This is a genomic window from Micromonospora sp. ATCC 39149 (assembly GCF_000158815.1).
Classification (GTDB): domain Bacteria; phylum Actinomycetota; class Actinomycetes; order Mycobacteriales; family Micromonosporaceae; genus Micromonospora.
Window position 1 is genome coordinate 6,076,650 of record NZ_GG657738.1, and the last position, 20,731, is coordinate 6,097,380.

Sequence of the window (20,731 nt, forward strand, 5' to 3'; positions counted from 1 at the left end):
CAGGCCCGAGTACTTCTTGATCATCAACGGTTGTTGACGGATGATCTCCCTATCAACTAAAGTTGATGACATGGTTGAGGTTCCACCACCCGAGGACCCGGAGGCCGCACTGGCCGCGGTCGTGGCGCTGCGACGCCTCGCCAACCAGCTGGAGCGCGCCGCGGTCGACCACGCGCTGCGGCAGGGGTGGACCTGGGCCCACATCGGCCAGGCACTTGGCATCAGCGCCCAGGCGGCCCACAAGAAACTCGCCCAGAAAATCGCACAGGAGAAGGACGAAACGTGAGACTTCCCCGCACCATCCAGGACATGCGCACCATCAAGATGCTGCTGACCGCCGCGGAGACCGAGGCGCAGCAGTCCGGCGACAACCTACCCGGCCCCGAGCACCTCCTGCTGGCGGCGTTCGACCTGCCCGACGGCACGGCCCGGCGGGCGTTCGAACGGGCCGGCACCGACCCGGCCGGGTTCCGGGCGGCGGTCGACGAGGCGCACCAGCAGGCGATGCACGACATCGGCGTCCACGTCGCCAGCGCCGGCCTGCCGCTGCCGGCGGCCGCCCCGGCCGGCGGGATCTACCGGCTGACCGCTCCCGGGCAGGAGGTCTTCCAGGCCGCGGTGCAACTCGCGAAGGCCGGTCGGCGGTCACCGCTGCGCGGGGCGCATGTCGTCGCCGCGGTCGCCGACCAGGAACGCGGCACCGTCGCCCGGGCGTTGAAGACACTCGGCGTCGACCGCGGCGCGCTGAGTGCCGCCGCCGGTGAGGTCCTCACCGGGCGCTGAGACTGGCCCCCCAACGGAACAGACCACGACATTCGCGACGGCCCATCCTGCACTGCCCGAAATTTCTGTTGAACGGACAGCTGCAACGCCGCCGAGACCGACATCGCCGCCGTCGCGTCCGGCCTCAAACGCATCCTGAACGCAACGGTGACGCCGTCGGTGTCGAGCGCAAGGGAGAGGAGGTCGGCCGCTGGGTCTACGATTTGGCGGCCAAACGCGGCAATGCCCAGTTCGAGACTCGTCGACCTCAAAGAGATCGAATTGTCGTTCTTTGATGATCCGTTGCCGCCGAGTCTCGGGCAGTACCGCCAGCCGGCTCGCCGAACAGCCGGTCCGCCACCAACGACCTGCATCGTCTGCGGTTCTTGATGGTAGAGCCGCGTCTGTCCTGCGTCCTGGGCCGCGTCTACTCCCGCGTCTCGGAGAAGGCAAGTCCGGCAAGAATCGCATGCACGTTACGCATGTAGCCGACGTCGGAATCTCGAGCCCCGGCCGATCTCGTCCACGCTGATCCCGTTGCTCGTCCGTGCATTTGGCGGGCGATCCGTTTGGTTTTGGTGTTGACGCCTTCGGTGGGGCCGTTGCTGTAGGGAAGCGTGAGCGCGGCGTTCACGGCGTCGCGGTCGCGTTGCAGGCCTCGGGTGAAGGCGTGCAGATGAGGTAGGTCGGCCGCGCGGACCTGGACGGTCCAGAGCGAGAGCCGGTCGGGTTTTTCGGCTGGGGCGTCAGGAGTTCGGCGAAGCGCCCGACTATGGCGGCGAGTTGGGTCATCTCGGGGCAGGCTGCGGTGAGTTGTGCCAGTAGATGTCGATGCTCGGGTGTGAGGTTGTCGGGTCTGGTGAGGATAATCGGGGCGGGCCGGCGGGGGAGATGTGGCTGCGGTCGGCGTCCGCGCGGCCCTGGTTGATGTACTTGTGCAGGAGGTTGAGGCAGCCGGTGTAGCCGAGGGCCTTGATCTCGTAGAAGAGGTGCGCGACGGGGACGCCGGGGTCCTGGGCTGGAAGTTTGCGCAGGTGTTCGCGGTAGGGGTCGACGAGGCTGGCGCGGTATTTGGGGACGCGGAGCATCCGCTCGGGTCGGTCTGCTCGTGCGTAGCGTGTGACGGTGTTCAGGGCCAGTTGTAGGCGGCGGGCGGATTCGAGCAGGCCCACGCCCTGGTCGAGCAGGTCGTGGGCCTGGTGCCAGCGTTGCAGGGTCGTCTGTGCGCGGGGCCCGTCGTAGATGGGTGCGTCCAGTACGGGGGCCCAGCAGGTGCTGTGTGCCTTCACCTCGCTGAGGGTCGCTTCGCATGGGTTGTGCCATAGGTGCCACCGGTCCGCGACCTGCACCGCGTGGGGTAGGGCGCGGCGGATGGCTTCGGCGTAGGTGGCCGAGCCGTCTCGGCACACGACCTCGACGCCGGGATGCTCGCGCAGCCACGCTTGCAGGGTGTTGGCGGTGCGGTCGGGTAGTACGTCGATCCGCTCATGGGTCTCGGCGTCGATCACCACGGTGGCGTAGCGGTGCCGCCGGCGCAGGGCGAAATCGTCGGCGCCGATCACCCGGGGCGTCCGCCCGGTGGGCAACGGGATGCGCAGCAGAGTGCGCAGGGCCGTGTGACGGGACAGGCCCATGGCCGGTATCGCCAGCAAACGCGCCCCTGCCCGGCCCGCCAACTCCTTGACGACGGCTTTTACCTGCCTGTTCAAACGGGCCGTGCGGCGCTGGTATCGCTCCAACACCCGGGAACCTGTTCACGGAAGGTGTGAGAGGCCGGTTCGTTAGGTTAGGTCCGTTTCGGGGTGAGGGTGAACACTCCGGTTGGGGTGTGTCCGAACCTATGCTGTCACCGGCAGGTGGTAGTGCACGCTGGTGAGGTCTTCGGATAGCTCCCACAGCCGTTTGGCCGACTCTGGCGAGGTGGCAGCGGCCACGGGATCTTGCACGGTCGGGAAACCGCTGCGGCCCTTGGGTCCGATGTATTGTCCGCTGAGCGCCTCGGGTGAGACGGCCGCGTAGAGCTGGCTCCAGGCGCCCTTCTGCACCGGCTGGGCGAAGACGCGATTGGTGATGCGGCCGAGAACTTTCATCATGCCGGTGGGTCCGGTGGTCTGCAGGTTGGTGGCAGCGTAGCCGGGATGGGTGATGATGCTGCGCACGGCCGAGCCTGCGGCGCGCAGCCGCCGGTCGAGTTCGAGTCCAAACAGGACGTTGGCAAACTTGGATTGCGAGTAGAAGCCGGCCGGCGAGTATTTCTTCGCGCCGGTCAGGTCATCCCAGTGGATGGAGCCTGAGCGGTGCAGGTCCGAGCTGACGGTCACGATCCGATCGGTGATCTGGTCGAGCAGCAGCCCGGTGAGCGCGAAGTGACCCAGATGGTTGGTGGCGAACTGGCTCTCGTGTCCCTGCGGGCTCAGCGAGCGGGGCGGCATCATGATGCCCGCGTTGTTGACCAGCACATCGATCGTGTGGTCGCGCAGTCCGGCGGCGAGCCGTTTGACCGAATCGAGGTCAGCCATGTCGGCCACGAGCAGCTGCAGGCTGGCGCCTGGCACGGCTGCGCCGATCGAGGCGAGCGCCTCGCGGCCCTTGGCCTCGTTGCGCACGACCATGATGACGTGGCCGTGGTGGCGGGCCAGCTCGAGCGCGGTGACGTAGCCCAGGCCGCTGTTGGCGCCGGTGACGAGGAAGGTGCGGTCGGTCTGGTCGGAGATATCCTGCGCGGTCCATGTCATATTCACAGCATGCCGCGAGTGGCACTCAGTGTCAACCCTGGCGTGGCGTGACGAATCAGCTACCATGGTCACGTGAACCTCGCACACCGCAAGCGGCAGCTCGTCCGCGACGAGCTCGCCGAGGCCGCGCTCAAGCTGCTGGCCATCCAGGATTTCGAGGACACCACCATCGATCAGATCGCTGCCGCTGCGGGTGTGTCGCGGCGCACGTTCTTCCGCTATTTCCAATCCAAGGAGGATGTGATCGTCGAGTCCTTGGCCACGGTGGGCGAGGAACTACGTGCCGCGCTCGAGGCTCGACCTACGGGCGAGCGGCCCGCGACGGTGTTACGCCAGACGTTTTGCTTGTTTGAACAGGCATGCGCCGAGATCCCGGAAAAGACGTTGCGGTTGACCCGGCTCATCCTGCACACGCCTGCGCTCAACGCCAGATATCTGGAGCGGCAGGCGGAGTGGAAGGCCGCGTTGGCCGAAACTTTGGCGCTGCGGGAAAAGGCCTCCCGGCACGATTTGCAACCGGTGGTCGCCGTCGGAGTCGCCTTCGCCGCGCTCGATGCCGCGCTGGGCGCATGGGTCGCCGGCGATGGCAAGCGCGACATCGCCGACCTGCTCGATGAAACCTTCACGCTCGCCTTCCCGAGGTGATCGGCGCCGACTCCGCCCCCTTTATCTCGATCGGCGGGAGCTCGCCGATTGCTGCGCGAACCGGCCGCCTCCTTGAGGGGTCCCTCACCGGACAGGTCACGGCCTGGTCGACTTCGACGACGCTTAGTACTGCAACGGCAGTTGGTCAGGGGTAGCCGCGTCGTCGGTAGTGGCAGGTTCGGGCTTGGTGTTGGCGTCGTCGGCGCCATCGGGACCAGGCCCAGACCTGCTCGGGTAGGTGGGTCGATCGCACTACGAGTGCGGTGAGCAGTCTTCGGATCTCCGGTACCGTGTAGCCGATCATCATGTCGTCGCCGGGACCGGTTCCCCTTTTGTGGTAAGGGATCGGGCGACGGACAGCCAGGCGTGGGCGGCCATCGCGAGGGTGATGTGGGCGTGCCAGGCTCGCCAGTCGCGGACCTGGTATTCGTCGAGGCCGGCTTCGTTCTTGGCCTGTTGGAAGCACTCCTCGATCGCCCACCGGGTGCCGGCGATGCGGGCCAGGTCGACCAGGCGGGTGCGGCGAGGGCCGTAGCAGACGTAGTAGGCGATCTCCCCGGTGCTCATGTTGCGCCGGGCGAGCAGCCAGTGCCCGCGTCCGGGTTGCCAGCCGACGCGCACCGGCACTCGTGCCCACCAGTACTCGCGGGGGCCGTGGGCGCCGGCGCCGGCGGACAGCCGGCACCACGCCCGAGCAGGCAGGGCGGCGATGAGTTGGTCAGCGCGGGCGATGCCCATCGTGGTGGTGATCATGTCGTCGTTGCAGCGGGTCGCGACCACATAAGCCACATCCCGGTGTTCCAACCACACCCGCAGCGACTTCGACTGCCCGTAGGCCTCGTCCATCGTCACCCACCCCACGGGCACCCCGGCGTCCAACGCTCGGGCCAGCATCTGGCGGGCCATCTGCACCTTCGTGGCGAACTCCACCTCGTCCGGGACCCCGGCGGCCCGGCACCGCTGGCGGTCGTCGGTCCACGACGTCGGGAGGTACAGCTGCCGGTCGATCAACGCGTGGCCCTTGGCCGAGCGGTAGGCCAGGAACACCCCGACCTGGCAGTTCTCCGTCCGCCCAGCGGTACCGGAGTACTGGCGTTGCACCCCGGCCGACCGCGTGCCCTTCTTCAGGAACCCGGTGTCGTCAACATTCAGCACACCGCCCGGGTCACCGAGGTGCTCGACCACGTAGTCCCGCACATCATCACGGACCGCGTCGACGTCCCAGTCCGCCCACCGCAACAACCGCTGCATCCCGTCCGGCGACACATCACCGGCCTGCTCCGCCAGGGTCCAACCGTTCTTACGGCCCAAGCCCGAGACCAGCCCGCACAGGTACTGCCGCGCCCGCCGACGAGGCTCCGACCGACGAAACCTGGGCCCGATCCGAGCATGCAACCGGTCCAACTCACCATGCCAACGATCGACATCAACATCCGTCACAAGCAGACCAACGAACCCGACCCGAAGACGATTCGCCTACTGCCCTTGCAGTAGTAAGCCACGATCACCGGAAAAACCGTTGGCGAGGCCCCGAGACAGCCCCGACTGAGTTACCGCCAGCGTTCGGTGAAGAGCTGGTCGGTGGGTGGCTCGCCCGGTAGCGGGTCGCCGTTGCCGGCGCGTAGGCCGTTGAGTGCGATGGTGATGATTCGTTTGCGTGCCTCGGTCGCGGCGGGCATCAGGCCTTCTCGACCCTGTTGGCGGAGTTGGTCGACGACAGGTGATCTGGCGAGTTGTTCGATCAGGAGCGAGATGTCTACCGGCGTGACCTCCGGCCGCAGGACGCCGGCCTGGTGGGCGCGGGTGACCAGGGCCATCAGCCGTTTGTTGGCCGTTCTGGCCAGCGCCCGCATGTCGTCGGTGACCTCGATGGTGCCGGCGACGGGGGCGAGCGAGCCTTGCCCGAACTCGATGCACGCGGTCACGTAGCGGGATAGGCCTTCCCAGGGGTCTTCAGCGGCCAGGCCCCGTTCGGCCGCCTCGGCCGAGTGTCGCAGCGAGAGCGTGCTCAGCTGCTGAAACAGCTCCTCCTTGGTGCGGTACCGGCGGTACAGGCTGCCGATTCCGACGCCGGCGCGTGCGGCGATCGCGGCGACGGTGGCGTGTGCTCCATCGATGGCGAGGACTTCCCTGGCGGCCTGGAGCAGCGCACGGTCGTTTCGTTCGGCTTCGGCCTGCCGGGGAGCGCGACGCGGCGGCGGTGTGCTCACGGCCACATCCTACCAGTTGCGGAGCGATTTACTCCGGTATAACGTGACCCATGCGGAGCATATCGCTCCGTTAAGGCGGAGGGGCTTTGATCATGTACGCGGTGACGCTGGAACAGTTCGGAGGTCCGGAGGTCTTGCGGTTCCGCCGGATCCACGACCCGACACCGGGACCGGGCCAGGTGCTGGTATCGGTGAAGTTCGCCAGCATCACCTTTGTCGAGACACAGGTGCGTGCGGGGCGCGGTCCGGCGGCCAAGGCCAGGCCGCCGCTGCCGATGGTGCCGGGCAACGGCGTCGGTGGCCGCATCGTCGCCACCGGGCCGCAGGTGGACCCCGCGCTGAGCGGGACAGTCGTGGTGACCACCACCGGCGGCAGTGGCGGCTACGCGCAGCTCGCCGTGGCGGAGGCCACCAACTGCGTACCAGTTCCGGCCGGCATGCTGCTTCGTGACGCGGTGGCGTTGCTGGCCGACGGTCGCACGGCTGTCCTGCTGCATCGCAGGGCACAGGTCCGGCCCGGCGAATGGGTGCTGGTGGAGGCGGCCGGCGGTGGTGTCGGCAGCCTGCTGGTGCAGCTCGCGGTCGACTCGGGTGCCCGGGTCATCGGGGCGGCCCGCGGCAAGGGCGATCTGATCACCTCGCTGGGGGCCGCACACTACGTGGACTACACCCGTCCTGCTTGGGAACGCGAGGTGGTCGACCTCACCGGCGGCGCCGGCGCCGATGTCGTCTTCGACGGCATCGGCGGTGACGTGGGCGCACAAGGCCTTGCCGCGGTGCGGGCCGGCGGCCGGGTCAGTATCTACGGAATGGCAGCTGGCTCGTTCACTCGGCCCGACCACCAGATCCGGGTCGTGGACAACGGGACCGCCCCCACTGCGGCGGAGGCACGCGCGCTGACCGAGCAGGCGCTTGTGCTCGCGATCCGCGGCCGACTACGGGCGGTCGTCGGCCAGACGTTCCCGCTCGCCGAGGCCGCCGCCGCGCACCGGGCCATCGAGGAACGCAGAACCGTCGGCAAGACCTTGCTCGTCGTGTCCTGACCGCCTCGGTGGCCGCCCGCGCCACCCTCGCACCACTCGGCCGCTGCCGGTACCAACCACGTCAAGCGCCGCACCGGGCGGCCCACCGGTCCCCTCATGTCCGGTGCGCACCTCGCAACCACCCTCTGATGAAGGACAACAATGACCCAGCAGAAAACTGTTCTTGTCGTCGGCGCTACCGGCAACCAGGGCGGGGCCACCGCACGACACTTACTGCAAAGCGGCTGGCAGGTGCGGGCACTCGTTCGCGACCCTGCCAAACCGGCGGCGCGGGCACTCCAGGATCTGGGCGCCACCCTTGTTACCGGAGACATGGAGGACGCGGATTCGTTGCGCACCGCGATGGACAGCGTGCATGGCGTCTTCAGCGTCCAGGCGCTGGCGCACGAGCCGGACACCCTCGCCGCAGAGGTCAGACAAGGCAAGACCGTCGCGGATGTCGCCACGCAGAGCGGTGTCAAGCATCTCATCTACAGCTCGGTCGGCGGCGCGGACCGACACACCGGCATCGAACACTTCGAGAGCAAAGCCGAGATCGAACGTCACATACGAGCGCTGGGCCTGCCGGCGACCATCCTGCGGCCGGTGTTCTTCATGGACAACCTTCTCTACTATGCCGACGCCGCCGATGAACGCGTCCTGAAGCTGCCGGTGTTGCCCGACCGCCCCATGCAGATGATCGCCTCGGACGACATCGGCCTCATCGCCGCGCACGCGTTCGACCACCCGGCCGATCTCGGGCAGCAGATTGAGATCGCCGGTGACGAGGTCACCTTCACCCAGGTCGCCGAGATCTACGAGAAGCTCACCGGCACACCAACGCGCCTCGAACCGCAACCCATCGACGGTCGCATGTTCGAATGGTTCGCCGAAAGCGGCTACGAAGCCGACATTGCCGACCTACGCCGTCGATTCCCCACCCTGCTCACACTCGAGGAGTTCCTCCGAAGCCGCCTCGCCACCGGCCGCTGATGTCGTGCGCTACCCCGACCTCGACGGCCCGGCCGAACCCCACGATCAAGACAACGAAAGGGCTGCCGGCCGGGCCTCCGTCGAACACCCGGTCGGACCACTTCCTGAATTCCGGCCGCGCTTCCTCGTCCACCATCACGGCAGGCTAGAACCCGAGGCGTTCCGGCCCTCGCATCGCCGGGTCAGCCGGCACCGGCACCGGTCTTAAATGGCGCCGGTCAGCGAGTCTTCTTCGTTGCTCGTTCGCGGGGTGGCGTCAGCAGGTCGGCGATCGCGGCGATGGCGGACGGCACGAGGCGGTAGTACGCCCAGACGCCGCGCTTTCACGCTCAAGCAGGCCGGCCTCGGTCAGGATCCGGTGATGACTCACGGTCGGCTGGGAGAGCCCGCGTGGCGCGGTGAGGTCACTGACGGACGCTTCCCCCTCTGGAGCCGACTGGATCAAACTGAGCAGGCGTAGCCGGGCCGGGTCCCGCGAATGCCTTCAGCACTCCCGCGAGCCGCTCGGCATCGGCACGCTTGATGGGCTCGCCGGCAAGGGGCGAGATGACGGGCGTCGCAGTCTTCACAGTTCCCACGTCTCGTATCGTTGCAGCAACACCCTCGGGCGCCGGTGGAACGAGGGCAGGATCACCGTCATCTCGTGTGGGAGCCTGCCCCGTCGTCAGGTCGGGGTGATGATGAAGGCCAGGTCAGCACCCCGGCCGGGTCACCGAGGTGCTCGACCACGTAGTCCCGCACATCGTCACGGACCGCGTCGACGTCCCAGTCCGCCCACCGCAACAACCTTTGCATCCCGTCCGGCGACACATCCCCGGCCTGCTCCGCCAGGGTCCAACCGTTCTTACGGCCCAAGCCCGAGACCAGCCCGCACAGGTACTGCCGCGCCCGCCGCCGAGGCTCTGACCGGCGAAACCGCACACCGATCCGAGCATGCAGCCGGTCCAACTCCCCATGCCAACGATCGACATCAACATCCGTCACAAGCAGACCAACGAACCCGACCCGAAGACGATTCGCCTACTGCCGTTGCAGTATTAGGACCTGCACATTCTCATTTACCCCGTACGGTGACCATTCTCAGTAACCCGGGCTATCCGTTACACCGTTACGCTCCGACCGCCGGGCTTGACGGTCGGAGCGGGCTGCTGCCGCGACTCGATCGTTAAAGAACACGGGCCAGCTTCGCGTGGTGCGAAGTGACCGATACGCATTGCCGTCCGACGTCGCCACGAGGTGACGTTCAGCGGGTGGCTTCGTGCTCATGAACCCAACAGCGATCCCCGGAGAGGCAGTATGAGAGGACGGCTCGAGAATCTTTGAGTTGATCTATGGTCCGCGCCCGGTTGAGGGGCTTTGTGTGGGTCAGCCATGATAGCTGATCCACGATGCCGTGGAATGTGAACCTCGGTCGTGACCTTCGAGGCGGGGCAGCGTTAGGCCGGTCATGGGTGATCGAAAACCGTACCCCAGTGACGTCACCGACGCGCAGTGGGCGCTGATCTGGCCGTTCCTGCGCGCGTGGAAGGCCAGGCGGGTCTCGGTCTCGGGCCATCAGGGCGACTACGACCTGCGGGAGATCGTGAACCCAATCCTCTACCAGAACCGGACCGGCTGCCAGTGGGCGTACCTGCCGCCGAAGTCGGCCACCTACTACTACTTCGCGTTGTGGCGGGACGACGGCACCGACCAGACGATCCATGACCTGCTGCGCTGCCAGGCGCGGGAGAAGGCCGGCCGGGCCGAGGACCCGACCGCGATCGTGTTGGACACCCAGTCGATCCGCGCGGCGAACCATGTGCCCGCGTCCACGACCGGCAAGGACGTCGGCAAGAAGGTGCCCGGCCGTAAGCGGGGCCTGGCCGTGGACAGACTCGGTCTGGTCATCGCGGTCGTGGTGACCGCCGCCTCGGTCACCGACAACGCCATCGGCATCCAGCTGCTCGACAAAGTCGTCGCGCACACCCCGACCGTCACCCGGGCCTGGGTGGATGCCGGGTTCAAGCAGGAACTCGCCCTGCACGGCGCCGTCCTGGGGGTCGACGTCGAGGTCGTCAAACGGTCCGACACCCGGCCCGGGTTCGTGCCGAAACATGTCGAGAGCGCCCGCGCGAAGCTCAAACGCATGGTCAAGCATCACATCCTGACCGAGCACCAACCCGGAGTGTTCACCCTCACCCCGAAAGGGACCTAACCAAACGAACCGGCCTGTGACGGCAGCCACGCGTGGGACACACCAGACGCCGCACCCGCACACGGACCACCACCCACCCGCCCGTCGAGCGGAACGTCGGCCACTGTCCGCCAGTGATAGCCGTGGACCCGTCCCGACGACGCCCCGCACCTCGGGCAGACCGCGGTGTCCCGTGGCGTCCGGGCGAGCACTAGGATCCGCTCACCCTCGTCGGTCACGTCCTCGATGACCAGCGGGGACAGCCCGGAGAACACCGTCTGTACAAGTCTGTTGACGTCCTCCACATAGGAACAACGACACCGGCCACTGTCTGTCACCACCGAAACTGAGACAGGGCCGTTCGTTTGACAGACCCGGTGCAGACGGTCATGTCGGGCGTGGTTCCCGGCAGACCGGGTGCAGGTTCGACCGGGATACGTGGTGACGATTGGTGTTTTTGTCCGATGGTGTGGCCGGTGACCCAGGAGGTCTGAAGCGGCCTCAGCCCGGATCGCCGGGCCGCGGCTGCCGGGCGCGGTCAATGCCGTGCTGGGCGCGGGTTTGCTCGTCCCGGTCGCCGGTCTCCACCGCCAGGGTCAGCGCGGCGTTGTGGTGGTACAGCGCCTCGTGCGGCCGGCCGGTGGCGTGGAGTAGCTCGCCCAGCCCATTCAGCGCGCTCGCCTCTCCGTAGCGGTGCCCCAGGTCGCGGTACATCGTCAGGGCCTGTTCGAGGTTCTCCCGGGCCTGCTCGTACCGGCCGATCTGGACCTGGGCGGCGCTGGCGTTCGCCAGTGTGGTGGCCTCGCCGTAGCGGTGGCCGAGCTCGCGGAAGAGCACCAGCGCTCGCTCCAGGTGCTCGGCCGCCTCGTGGTGTCGGCCCAGCTGGTTGTAGAGGTCCCCGAGGTTGGCCAGGCCGATCGCCTCGCCGCTGCGTTCCCCGATCTCGTGGAAGATGGTCAGCCCGTCCTGAAGGTTCTCGCTGGACAAGTCGTGCCGGCCGAGGTAGCCGTTCGCAGTGCCCAGGTTGATCAGCGAGCCGGCCTCGCCGTACCGGTCGGCGATCTGGCGGTACGCGGCCAGCGCCTGCTCCTGGTAGCGCACGGAGCGCCGGTAGTCGCCCAGCCGCTCGTAAACGATGCCCAAGTGCGACAGCGTACGTGCGATGCCGTAGCCGTCCCCGGTCTGCCGGTGGAGGGCCAGCGCTCTCTCCAGATGGGTAATGGCCGGCCGGTACTGGCCCTGGAGCCGGTACACCGAGCCGATGTTGGTCAGGGCGTGCGCCTGCCCGGCGGTGTCGTCGATCCGGCGGGCGGCGTGCAGGGCGTGGGTGTGGATGGTGAGCGCGTCGGCGTAGGGGGCGGACTCCAGGTAGCGGAAGAGTGCGGTGGAGAACCGGATCGCGTGTGTCGGCCAGTCGTGGGTGGCGGCGTACCCGCAGATCACGGTGAGCGTCGGCAACTCGGCGTCCAACCAGCCGCGCGCTTGGGCGGGGTCCGGCATCGGTGGCGCGGGGGTTCCCGGATCTGCCACCTGGGGCCGGTGGTGCCGGTCACCGGGGTGCAGCAGGTCCATCGCGACGATGATGGTGAACAGGTAGTGGTCTAGGAGCCGGCCGATCGCCTGCGCGCGGTCGGCCGCGGTGTCCTCCGCCTCGCTCAGCTCGGCCGCGTACGCGCGCAGCAGGTCGTGCATGCTGAACCGCCCGGCGCCGGCCGGCTGGACCAGGTGGGCCCGGGTGAGCTGGGTCAACATCTGGTCAGCCGCGGGCAGGTCGGCATCGTTCAGCGCGGCCATCGCGTAGGGCTCCAGGCTGGGGCCGGGGTGAATGCCGGCGCGGCGGAACGCCGTCGCCACCCGGTCCGGGAGGTGCCGGTACGACCAGGAGAAAACCGCCCGGGCCGCGGCTCGGGGGTCGCCGCCGGCGTCCAGCCACCGCAGCCGGCGCCGCTGATCCTCCAGCTCCCGCACCAGATCGGCCAGGCGGGTGGTCGGCTGGGTGCTGGCCAGTTCGGCGGCGAGCCGCAGCGCCAGCGGCAGCCGGGCGCACTGCTCTGCGAGCACCGCGGTGGCCTGCTCCTCGGATTGCGCCCGGGCACCGATCAGGCGGCGGAGCAGGCTGGTGGCGTCCTGGATGGTGAGCAGGTCCAGGCTGAGCCGGTAGGCGCCGTGCAGGGTGACCAGGCCGGCCAGGCTGCTGCGGCTGGTGACCAGCACGGCGCAGGAGGGGGCACCGGGCAGCAGCGGCCGGATCTGGTCGGGGCTGGCGCCGTTATCCAGCACCACCAGTGCCCGCCGGTCGGCCATCTCGGTGCGGTATCGCTCGGCCCGGCCCTCCAGGTCGAGCGGGATGCTGTCGGCCGGCACGCCGAGCGCGGTCAGGAACCGGACCAGCACGTCATCGGCCGAGGCCGGCTGCTTCGGGTCGTAGCCGCGCAGGTCAACGTAGAGCTGGCCGTCCGGGAACCGGGCCCGGGCCCGGTGCGCCCAGTGCAAGATCAACGCGGTCTTGCCCACCCCGGCGGTACCGGAGATCACGCAGATCGGCATACCTGGGCCGTTTTCGTCCAGCAGCGTGTCCAGCTCGCGTAGCTCGCTCACCCGGCCAGTGAAGTCGCGAATGTCCGCGGGCAGTTGAGCCGGCACCGGGTGCGCCGCGGGCGGCCGGGCTGGTGCGGCCGGGGCGGCGTCGGTCAGCAGCGCGGTGTGCGTGGAGGCGAGGTTCAGGCCGGGATCCACCCCCAACTCGTCGGCCAGCCGGCGCCGGGTGGCGTGGTAGGTGGCGAATGCCCGGCCGCGCTGCCCGACTGCGTGATAGGCGCGGATCAGCCGGGCCTGCGCGTCCTCGTCCAGCGGCTGCGCGGCGGCCGCCTCCTCCAGCAACGGCAGGGCGTCCGCGGCCATCCCGATATTGATCATCATGTCACCGCACCGGGCCAGCACGCTGCGCCGCTCCACCTCCAGCGCGACCGCCTTGGGGTGCCGGGCCAGCGCCGGGACGTCGGCGAACGGCGGGCCGTGCCATAGCCTCAGCGCCTCGGCGAGCAGGGCCGCCGCCCGATGCTCGTCGCCCTCGGCGCGGACCTGCATGGCCGTCGCGACCAGGCTGCGGAACCGGGCCAGGTCCAGCCTGCCGTCGGGGAGGCAGAGGGCGTATCCGTCGCCCATCGACGGCAGGATATTGCTCGGTGAACGGGCCGGCCGGTGCGGCTCTAGCAGCCGGCGCAGGTGCTTGATGTGCGTCTGGATCACGTTCGCGGCGCTGGCCGGCGGATGCTCGCCCCAGAGCGAATCAGCGATGTCGGATCTATGCACGGATTGCCCGTTGGCCAGCGCCAGGATGCCGAGGACGGTCCGCCTGCTGGTGGCGCCGAGACCGATTTCCTGCCCGTCGCGCCAGATGCGGACCGATCCGAGGATTTGGACAAGCACGCCTTCGCCCGCACGCATGCCTGCGATCATATAGACGCCATTGACTGTACGTCGGTTGGCGAACGTCTCGCGGGACCATGCGTTCGCCCGTAGGCGGCAGCGGCGGGTCCGGGAAATCAGCCTGCCGGCCGCCGGCGTACGGTGATCCCGGTGATGCCCGACCCGGCGTGGTCCACGGTCACCTGGAACGCCGGGGCGAGGGCCCGGATCAGGTAGTCGATCTCGGCGGGGGTGCGCATCGCGTCGTGCGGCACCTCGGCGCCGGCGGTGTGCACCAGCAGCACCTGCGCGGCTGCCCGGGTCGCCTCGTGGAGGAAGTCGCACAGGTCGTACCACTGCAGGCAGCGCCAGAAGTCCACACTGACCACCCGGTCCAGCGCGCCACCGCCGGCCGGGATGTTGACCCCGACCAGGTGGTAGTTGCCCGATCCGGGCGGTGCCTGGTAGTCGAAGGTCAACGCGTCCTGGGGAACCGGCACCTCGCCGGTCCCAGTGCCGATCAACAGGATCTGGCCGGTGGACGGCAGCTTCCGGGCGAGCCACGGCCAGACCGGAGCCAACCGGCCGGTGCCGGCCTTGACGCACTGCTCGATCACCGCGCGGTAGTAGCGGACCTTCGTGGACACCTCGGGCGACGACCGCATCGACTGGAACTCCCAGTCGATGTTGGGGTGCAGCCGCCGGAGCACCGGCCTGTTCTCGAACATCTCCTGGTAGTACTTGTTCTGGTCGCGGTGCTGAAGGAGGTGGTAGGAGACCGCGCCGAGGTCGTATTCGAACGCCTCGGCGTGCCGGTCCAGGTGCTGGTACACCCGGTAGAACAGCTCCAGGTCCTCCCAGCCCCAGCGCTTGCCGAACTCCTCGTTGAATCCGCCCACCGCGGTCAGCAGGTCCCGGGGGAGGGAGGCGTTGTTGGAGTGGGCGAACAGCCAGGGGGTCTGCATGTATCCGGCGATCTCCGCGGGGTCCAGGCCGGCGAACTTGATGTCCTGGTGCCGCGCGGCGGCGAGCAGGTCCGGCGGGATCGGCTCATCCCGCAGCAGCAGCGCCAAGTGCGGCCAGTCGATCTCGTGCCGGTTGCCCAGCAGCACGTGCGGGCCGGTCCGCTCGGCGTGGAACGCGTGGTGCCGGGCGAGCAACTGCGGATCGGCGTAACAGTCGCTGTCCAGGAACAGCACCGTCGCTCCGCTGGCCAGCGCGATGCCCGCGTTCCGGGCGCCGGACCGCCCCCGGCGCTGCGGAAGGGTCTCCACCCGCAGGTCGAGGCCCGGACCGTGCCGCTCGATGCCCTCGTAGCCGCTCAACCGCCCGTCCTTGACCACGATGACCTCGAACAGTTCGGCCGGCAGGGTCTGCCCGGCGAGCGAGCGCAGGGTGAGTTCCAGGCAGTGCGCGTCGTTGTAGGTGGGAATAACCACACTCAACACGGCGGTCTCCACTCGATCAGGCGCCACGGTGCCGGGCCGCGGCGAGTTCCAACTCGGGAACGATGTCGTGCATGGTCGGGGTGGCCAGCATCTCCTGCTGTGCCTCGCGGGCAGACGCGAGGAACGAGGGCTCCGCCAGCAGCCGGATCACCCGATGCCGGACCGCCTCGGCGGTGACCTCCTCCAGCTCCAGGAACAGGCCGTAGCCGCGCTTCTCCTGGGCCAGCGCGGAGACCCGCTCGGCCCAGGTGGTACCCGGGATGATGAGCTGCGGTACCCCGTTGACCACCGCGTTGCCCAGTGTCGCGCCGCCGCCCTGGTGCACGATCGCCGCGCAGCCGGCCAGCAGCTCGTTGAGCGGCACGAAATCGACCGCGCGGACGTTGTCCGGCAGCCGGGGCACGTCGGCCAGTTGCTCGGCGTTGAGCGTGGCGACCACCTCGACGTCCAGGTCGGCCAGCCCGTCGAGCAGGCTGGCCACCGAGGTCTCTTCCTGCCCGTGCACCTGCCGGGCGGAGACGCCGAGGGTCACGCAGATCCGCGGCCGGGCCGGCTTCTCCAGCAGCCAGTCCGGCATCGGCAGCGGCCGGTTGAACGGCGCGAACCGGACCGGTACGTAGTTGACGGGAAGGTCGTACCGGATGCACGCGGGCCCGGGGTCGATGCTGGCGTGCCCGAACCGCAGCCGCTCGTCGAACGCGCAGCCGTGCCGGTCCAGCCACTGCGACATCCAGGTCACCAGCGGGTCCGGCTCCCGGCCGGCCGGATCCACCCGGCGCATCAGGTCCCGGTACTGGAACGAGATCCGGGCGGTCTGGTCCGCCGCGATCAGCATCCGCATGCTCGCCGCGCCGACCGCCTGGGCGATCAGCGGCCCGGCGTAGACGATCGGATCCCAGAGCACCAGGTCCGGTCGCCACCATCGGGCAAAAGGCAGCACATCGTCCAGGAAGGACTCGGGTGCCGCCCAGTGGAGGGCCCAGGCCCACATGTCGTAGACGGTGCGGATGTAGTCGTCGGTGTACTTCTCCGGCCGGCTCTCGGAGATTTTGTACGCCGAGTCCATTCCGCCCTCGCTGTCCAGCCCCCGGGCCGCGCGCCGGTGCCGGGCCAGGTCGAAGTCGTCCCCGAACCACATGGTGTCCAGGCCGGTCTCCAGGAACGGCTCGACCTCGGCCGGGTTGTGCTGCACCACGAAGCGCACCTCGTGCCCCGCCGCCCGCAGCGCCCAGCCGATCGGCGCGACGCCGTAGATATGCGTCCTGGTCGGGAAGACCATCAACATGACTCGCACGGCGGCCAGCGTAACCACGCCCCGGCCGGGTCCGGGCCAGTGCGCGGCCGGGTTAGGGGGCGTCGACCGGCCGACCCCATAGGGGCTGGTGGGCCGGTCGACGCCCCGGCTAGACAGGTCCGGGTGGCCCGGTCGGGCGGACTCTGGCTTCTCCGGTGAGGTGATGTCGCGTGGCTGTGGCGCCCGACGCCAAGGGCTGGCTGCCTTACCGTGAGTTCCGCACCTGGTACCGGGTGACCGGATCGCTGGACACCCCGGTTCCGGCCGTGGTCACCGTCCATGGTGGACCGGGTAGTAGCCACGACTACCTACTCGGCCTGTGCTCGCTGGCCGCTGCGGGCTGGCCGGTGGTGCACTACGACCAGCTCGGCAACGGCGGCTCGACGCATCTGAGCGACCGGGGCGCGGAGTTCTGGACCCCGCGGCTGTTCCTCGACGAGCTGGACAACCTGCTGCACGGGCTCGGCGTGGCCGGCAACTACGTGCTGTTCGGGCAGTCCTGGGGCGGGATGCTGGCCGCCTGCCACGCCGCGGGCCGACCATCGGGGCTTCGCGGCCTGGTGATCGCGAACGCGCCCGCCTCGTACGTTCTGTGGCGTCAGGAGATGGCGGTGCTGCGGGCCGCGCTGCCCCCGGACGTGGACGCCACGCTGCGCCGGCACGAGGCCGCCGGAACCACCGACAGCGACGAGTACCACCGCGCCATGCGGGTCTTCTACGACCGGCATGTCTGCCGGGTCGTGCCGTGGCCGCCGGACTACCTGGCCTCGTTCCTGGAGACCAGCAACGACCCGACGGTGTATTCGGTGATGAACGGGCCGAGCGAGTTCCACGTCACGGGGACGCTGCGGGACTGGTCGGTGATCGACCGGCTGGCCGACATCGCGGTTCCGACGCTGGTCATCTCCGGCCGGTACGACGAGGCCACCCCGACCACCGTCCGCCCGTACCAGGAGCACATCCCGGACGTCCGGTGGGAGATCTTCCCGGAGTCGAGTCACCTGCCGCACCTGGAGGAGCCGGAGCGCTTCCACCGCGTCATGGTCGACTTCCTCCACGGGCTCCGCGGCTAGAGCCGAAAGGGTGTACACAGTGGACGAGGAGCGCACGGCGACCGCGATGGTGTTTCCGGGGATGGGGCCGACCCGGTTCCCCGACGTGGGCCGCTTTCTGGTGACCAACCCGGCGGCGCGGCGACTGGTCGCGATCGCCGACGCCCGGCTCGGCTACTCGCTGATCGATCGGTTCAGCGAGGCCGAGGGGGACTACAGCGAGTACGCCCAGGTCGGTTTCCTGGTCAGCTGCCTGGCCCTGGCGCAGTGGGCCCGGGACGAACTCGGGGTACAGGCCGATGTCTGTGCCGGACCCAGCTTCGGGGGCAAGCCGCTGACCGCGTTCGTCGGGGCGCTGCCGGCCGACGAGGCGATCTGGCTGACCGTCCGGCTGGCCCGGTGCATGGCCGAGTTCTTCGCCACCGAGCACCGGGACGTGGTGACCGTCTCCGTGGTGCGGACCCCGGCGGAGCGGCTGGGCGAGGTGCTGGCAGATCTCGGCGCGCGCGGCGAGTGGTACGACATCTCCTGCTACCTGGACGACGACTTCGCCATGGTGTCGCTGCGCGAGCGCGCCGTCGAGCGGTTCGAGGCCGGCGTCCGCCGGGCGGGCGGCCTGCCGCTCTACGCCATGCGCCCGCCGATGCACTCGGCGGCCTTCGGCGCGCTGCGCCGCAAGGCCGAGGACGAGGTGCTCGGTGACCTGCCGTTCGCGGACCCGCGAACGGCCGTCGTGGCCGACCAGGACGGGTCGGTGGTACGCACCGGAGAGGGGATCCGGGCCATGTTGCTGGACGGCTTCGACCACCCGATGCGGTGGCCGGCCGTGCTGGCGACGCTGCGCCGGCTGTCCGTCGGGACGGTCTGCGTGGCCGGGCCGGACAGCCTCTTCGGCCGGGTGCCCGCCACCACCCGGAACTTCCAGGTGCTGGCGGTCAACCCGAGGCTGGCCCTGCTGCCCCGGCGCCGGAACGCGGTCGCCGGGTGACTCACTCGGCGGCGCCGGTCAGTCCGGACAGCGTCTTCCACAGGATGGCCGGGGTGGCGAAGGTCTCCAGCGACAGCGCCTGGTCGGCGAAGTGCACCTGGTACTCCCGCTCCAACTCGGCCAGCAACTCGACCGTGGCGAGCGAGTCGAGGCCGAAGTCACGCAGCCGGGCGTCCTGCTCCAGCGGCTCGTCCGGCGACAGGAACGGCAGATGCCCGCGCAGCAACTCCGCGAACCGGTTGTCCCACATGCGTCGCTCCGATCGGCGATGGCGGTCGGGCCGGACCGGCCGGACCGGCTCGATCCAGGACGCTACCGGCCGGGCAGGGCGGCGGAACCCCTATTCATGACGGAGGTCGAGATGGCTGAGACGCCCAGCGAGCCGCTCTACACCCGGTTCCTGCGGGGACTGGCCCGGTCCGGGCGGGAACCCGCGATCCGGGTCGGTGACCGGTGCGCCAGCTACCCGGAGGTGCACGAGCTGGCGCTGCGCTGGGCGGGAGCCCTGGCGGGCACCGGGGCGCGGGCGGTGGGGGTACTCGCCGACAAGGGAGTGACCGGATACGTGGGTACGCTCGCCGCGCTGTACGCCGGGGCCACCGTGGTGCCGCTGCGGCCGGACTTCCCGCCGGCGCGTACCCGGCAACTGCTGGCCGCGGCCCGGGGTCGGTGCGCTGGTCGTCGACGAGTCCTGGGTGCCGGCTGCTGCCGGAGCTGCTCGACGAGCGGTCTCCGGACCGCCGGTTCTGGGCCCGGATCTGGCCCCGGGCTGCACCGGGCGCTGATCGGGTCCGGCCCGCGGCGGGCGCCCTCGACCGGCCGGTACCGGTGCGGCCGGACGACGTCGCGTACATCCTGTTCACGTCGGGCTCGACCGGCCGGCCGAAGGGAGTGCGGATCACCCACGGGAACACTGCACACTACTTCCGGCAGCTGGACGCGCGCTACGACTTCGCCCCGCAGGACGTGTTCTCGCAGACCTTCGAGCTCAACTTCGACTGCGCGCTGTTCGACCTGTTCTCCGCCTGGGGCGCCGGAGCCACCGCGGTGGCGGTGCCCGCGCCGGCGTACCGCGAACTCCCCGCGTTCCTGGCCGGGGCCGGCGTCACCGTCTGGTTCTCCACGCCGAGCGCGATCGACCTGGTCCGCCGGATGGGCGGGCTCACCCCGGCCGCGCTGGCCGGGCTGCGGTGGAGCTTCTTCGCCGGCGAGGCGTTGCAGTGCCGGGACGCCGCCGACTGGCAACGCGCCGCGCCACACTCCACACTGGAGAACCTGTACGGCCCGACCGAACTCACCATCACGGTCACCGCGCACCGCTGGGCCGGTGCGGACTCCGAGCGCCTGGCGGTCAACGGGGTGGTGCCGATCGGCGTCCTGCACGAAGGCCACGACCGGCTCCTACTCGGCGACGACGGCGAGCGGGACGACCGGGAGGGCGAGCTGTGCGTCGCGGGTCCGCAGCTGGCCGCCGGATACCTCGACCCGGCCGACGAGGCGGGCCGGTTCCTGCACCGGGCCGGGCGGCGCTTCTACCGCACCGGTGACCGGGTCCGACGGGTCGCCGGGGACCAGCTGCTCTACCTGGGCCGGCGGGATTTCCAGGTGCAGGTCCAGGGCCAGCGGGTCGAGCTGGCCGAGGTGGAGCACGCGCTGCGGGCCTGCGGCGCGTACGACGCGGTCGCGGTCGGCGTCCCGGGGCAGGCCAGCACCGAGCTGTTCGCGTTCTACACCGGCACCCCCGTGCCGGTGGTGGATCTGGTACGCCGGCTGCGCGAACTGCTGCCGGACGGCGTGATTCCCCGGCACTACCGGCATATGGCCGAGTTCCCGTTGAACGGCAACCGGAAGGTCGACCGGGCGCGCCTGGCCGACCGGGCCCGGGAGTTGGTGGCCGGTACCGGATCCGGCGCGGCATAGGGGGACGCGTAGTGGACGCCTAGTAGGGGTGTGGCGCCCGTCGGCCGCCACGGTAGCTTGCCGAAAGTCACCGGTCTTTTC

14 protein-coding genes and 7 pseudogenes are annotated in these 20,731 nt (G+C 69.5%); 10 read left to right on the forward strand and 11 right to left on the reverse strand.

All coding sequences use genetic code 11. The features are described from left to right. Nucleotides 1-70: 70 nt before the first annotated feature. Together MCAG_RS26605 and MCAG_RS26610 are read left to right on the forward strand one after the other, a co-directional pair. Nucleotides 71-286: a hypothetical protein gene (locus MCAG_RS26605; protein ID WP_036375397.1), complete on the forward strand. Its 216-nt coding sequence runs from the start codon at nucleotides 71-73 to the stop codon at nucleotides 284-286. Next, on the forward strand, nucleotides 283-783 hold the full coding sequence (locus MCAG_RS26610; protein WP_036375400.1) for a Clp protease N-terminal domain-containing protein: 501 nt from the start codon (nucleotides 283-285) through the stop codon (nucleotides 781-783). Before MCAG_RS26605 ends, MCAG_RS26610 begins: the two co-directional genes overlap by 4 nt. A gap of 517 nt (nucleotides 784-1,300) precedes the next feature. Here MCAG_RS26610 and MCAG_RS31920 read toward each other — a convergent pair. Next, a pseudogene (locus MCAG_RS31920) lies at nucleotides 1,301-2,533 on the reverse strand (ISL3 family transposase); the annotation flags it as partial. A 67-nt stretch (nucleotides 2,534-2,600) separates the two neighbouring features. Next, a complete protein-coding gene (locus MCAG_RS26620; protein WP_036375403.1) occupies nucleotides 2,601-3,497 on the reverse strand; it encodes an oxidoreductase in 897 nt (298 codons plus the stop codon). A 72-nt stretch (nucleotides 3,498-3,569) separates the two neighbouring features. Between MCAG_RS26620 and MCAG_RS26625 the strand changes: the two genes are divergently transcribed. Then, the gene (locus tag MCAG_RS26625; protein WP_007076046.1) at nucleotides 3,570-4,142 is read left to right on the forward strand and encodes a TetR family transcriptional regulator; all 573 of its coding nucleotides are present in this window, start codon (nucleotides 3,570-3,572) and stop codon (nucleotides 4,140-4,142) included. Nucleotides 4,143-4,287: 145 nt separating this feature from the next. Here the strand turns inward: MCAG_RS26625 and MCAG_RS26630 are convergent. Both MCAG_RS26630 and MCAG_RS26640 read right to left on the reverse strand, forming a co-directional pair. Continuing rightward, a pseudogene (locus tag MCAG_RS26630) lies at nucleotides 4,288-5,582 on the reverse strand (IS701 family transposase). A gap of 110 nt (nucleotides 5,583-5,692) precedes the next feature. Next, nucleotides 5,693-6,352, reverse strand: a complete 660-nt coding sequence (locus tag MCAG_RS26640) for a TetR/AcrR family transcriptional regulator (protein ID WP_157548259.1) — start codon at nucleotides 6,350-6,352, stop codon at nucleotides 5,693-5,695. 92 nt (nucleotides 6,353-6,444) lie between these two features. Here MCAG_RS26640 and MCAG_RS26645 point away from each other — a divergent pair, with 92 nt between their 5' ends. Both MCAG_RS26645 and MCAG_RS26650 read left to right on the forward strand, forming a co-directional pair. Continuing rightward, nucleotides 6,445-7,395, forward strand: coding sequence for a zinc-binding dehydrogenase (locus MCAG_RS26645; protein WP_036378042.1), 951 nt, complete (start codon nucleotides 6,445-6,447; stop codon nucleotides 7,393-7,395). Between the two features lie 141 nt (nucleotides 7,396-7,536). Further along, entirely contained in the window at nucleotides 7,537-8,367 is an 831-nt protein-coding gene (locus tag MCAG_RS26650) for an NmrA/HSCARG family protein (protein WP_007076051.1), read from the forward strand. A 218-nt stretch (nucleotides 8,368-8,585) separates the two neighbouring features. On the opposite strand, the pseudogene MCAG_RS31455 reads toward MCAG_RS26650, so the two are convergent. Both MCAG_RS31455 and MCAG_RS31460 read right to left on the reverse strand, forming a co-directional pair. After that, nucleotides 8,586-8,954, reverse strand: a pseudogene (locus MCAG_RS31455) (ArsR/SmtB family transcription factor). Nucleotides 8,955-9,060: 106 nt separating this feature from the next. After that, nucleotides 9,061-9,351, reverse strand: a pseudogene (locus MCAG_RS31460) (transposase); the annotation flags it as partial. Nucleotides 9,352-9,814: 463 nt separating this feature from the next. Between MCAG_RS31460 and MCAG_RS26655 the strand changes: the two are divergent. Then, a pseudogene (locus tag MCAG_RS26655) lies at nucleotides 9,815-10,462 on the forward strand (transposase); the annotation flags it as partial. A 115-nt stretch (nucleotides 10,463-10,577) separates the two neighbouring features. Here MCAG_RS26655 and MCAG_RS32965 read toward each other — a convergent pair. From MCAG_RS32965 to MCAG_RS26670, 4 genes and pseudogenes are all read right to left on the reverse strand, one after another. Further along, nucleotides 10,578-10,815: pseudogene (locus MCAG_RS32965) on the reverse strand (transposase family protein); the annotation flags it as partial. 226 nt (nucleotides 10,816-11,041) lie between these two features. Further along, the gene (locus tag MCAG_RS26660; RefSeq protein WP_198141641.1) at nucleotides 11,042-13,987 is read right to left on the reverse strand and encodes a tetratricopeptide repeat protein; all 2,946 of its coding nucleotides are present in this window, start codon (nucleotides 13,985-13,987) and stop codon (nucleotides 11,042-11,044) included. Nucleotides 13,988-14,085: 98 nt separating this feature from the next. Beyond that, entirely contained in the window at nucleotides 14,086-15,396 is a 1,311-nt protein-coding gene (locus tag MCAG_RS26665; RefSeq protein WP_157548261.1) for a glycosyltransferase family 2 protein, read from the reverse strand. A gap of 16 nt (nucleotides 15,397-15,412) precedes the next feature. After that, complete coding sequence (locus MCAG_RS26670; protein WP_050778083.1) at nucleotides 15,413-16,681, reverse strand: nucleotide disphospho-sugar-binding domain-containing protein; 1,269 nt, start codon at nucleotides 16,679-16,681, stop codon at nucleotides 15,413-15,415. A 179-nt stretch (nucleotides 16,682-16,860) separates the two neighbouring features. On the opposite strand from MCAG_RS26670, the gene MCAG_RS26675 reads away from it, so the two are divergent. Both MCAG_RS26675 and MCAG_RS26680 read left to right on the forward strand, forming a co-directional pair. Beyond that, nucleotides 16,861-17,763, forward strand: a complete 903-nt coding sequence (locus tag MCAG_RS26675; RefSeq protein ID WP_007076059.1) for a proline iminopeptidase-family hydrolase — start codon at nucleotides 16,861-16,863, stop codon at nucleotides 17,761-17,763. A gap of 10 nt (nucleotides 17,764-17,773) precedes the next feature. After that, nucleotides 17,774-18,730: an ACP S-malonyltransferase gene (locus tag MCAG_RS26680; protein WP_007076060.1), complete on the forward strand. Its 957-nt coding sequence runs from the start codon at nucleotides 17,774-17,776 to the stop codon at nucleotides 18,728-18,730. 1 nt (nucleotide 18,731) lies between these two features. Here MCAG_RS26680 and MCAG_RS26685 read toward each other — a convergent pair whose 3' ends face one another. Then, complete coding sequence (locus tag MCAG_RS26685) at nucleotides 18,732-18,980, reverse strand: phosphopantetheine-binding protein (RefSeq protein ID WP_007076061.1); 249 nt, start codon at nucleotides 18,978-18,980, stop codon at nucleotides 18,732-18,734. A gap of 111 nt (nucleotides 18,981-19,091) precedes the next feature. On the opposite strand from MCAG_RS26685, the pseudogene MCAG_RS35315 reads away from it, so the two are divergent. Both MCAG_RS35315 and MCAG_RS26690 read left to right on the forward strand, forming a co-directional pair. Next, nucleotides 19,092-19,334, forward strand: a pseudogene (locus tag MCAG_RS35315) (D-alanine--poly(phosphoribitol) ligase); the annotation flags it as partial. Between the two features lie 224 nt (nucleotides 19,335-19,558). Then, nucleotides 19,559-20,650, forward strand: a complete 1,092-nt coding sequence (locus tag MCAG_RS26690) for an AMP-binding protein (protein WP_232290294.1) — start codon at nucleotides 19,559-19,561, stop codon at nucleotides 20,648-20,650. Nucleotides 20,651-20,731 lie beyond the last annotated feature (81 nt).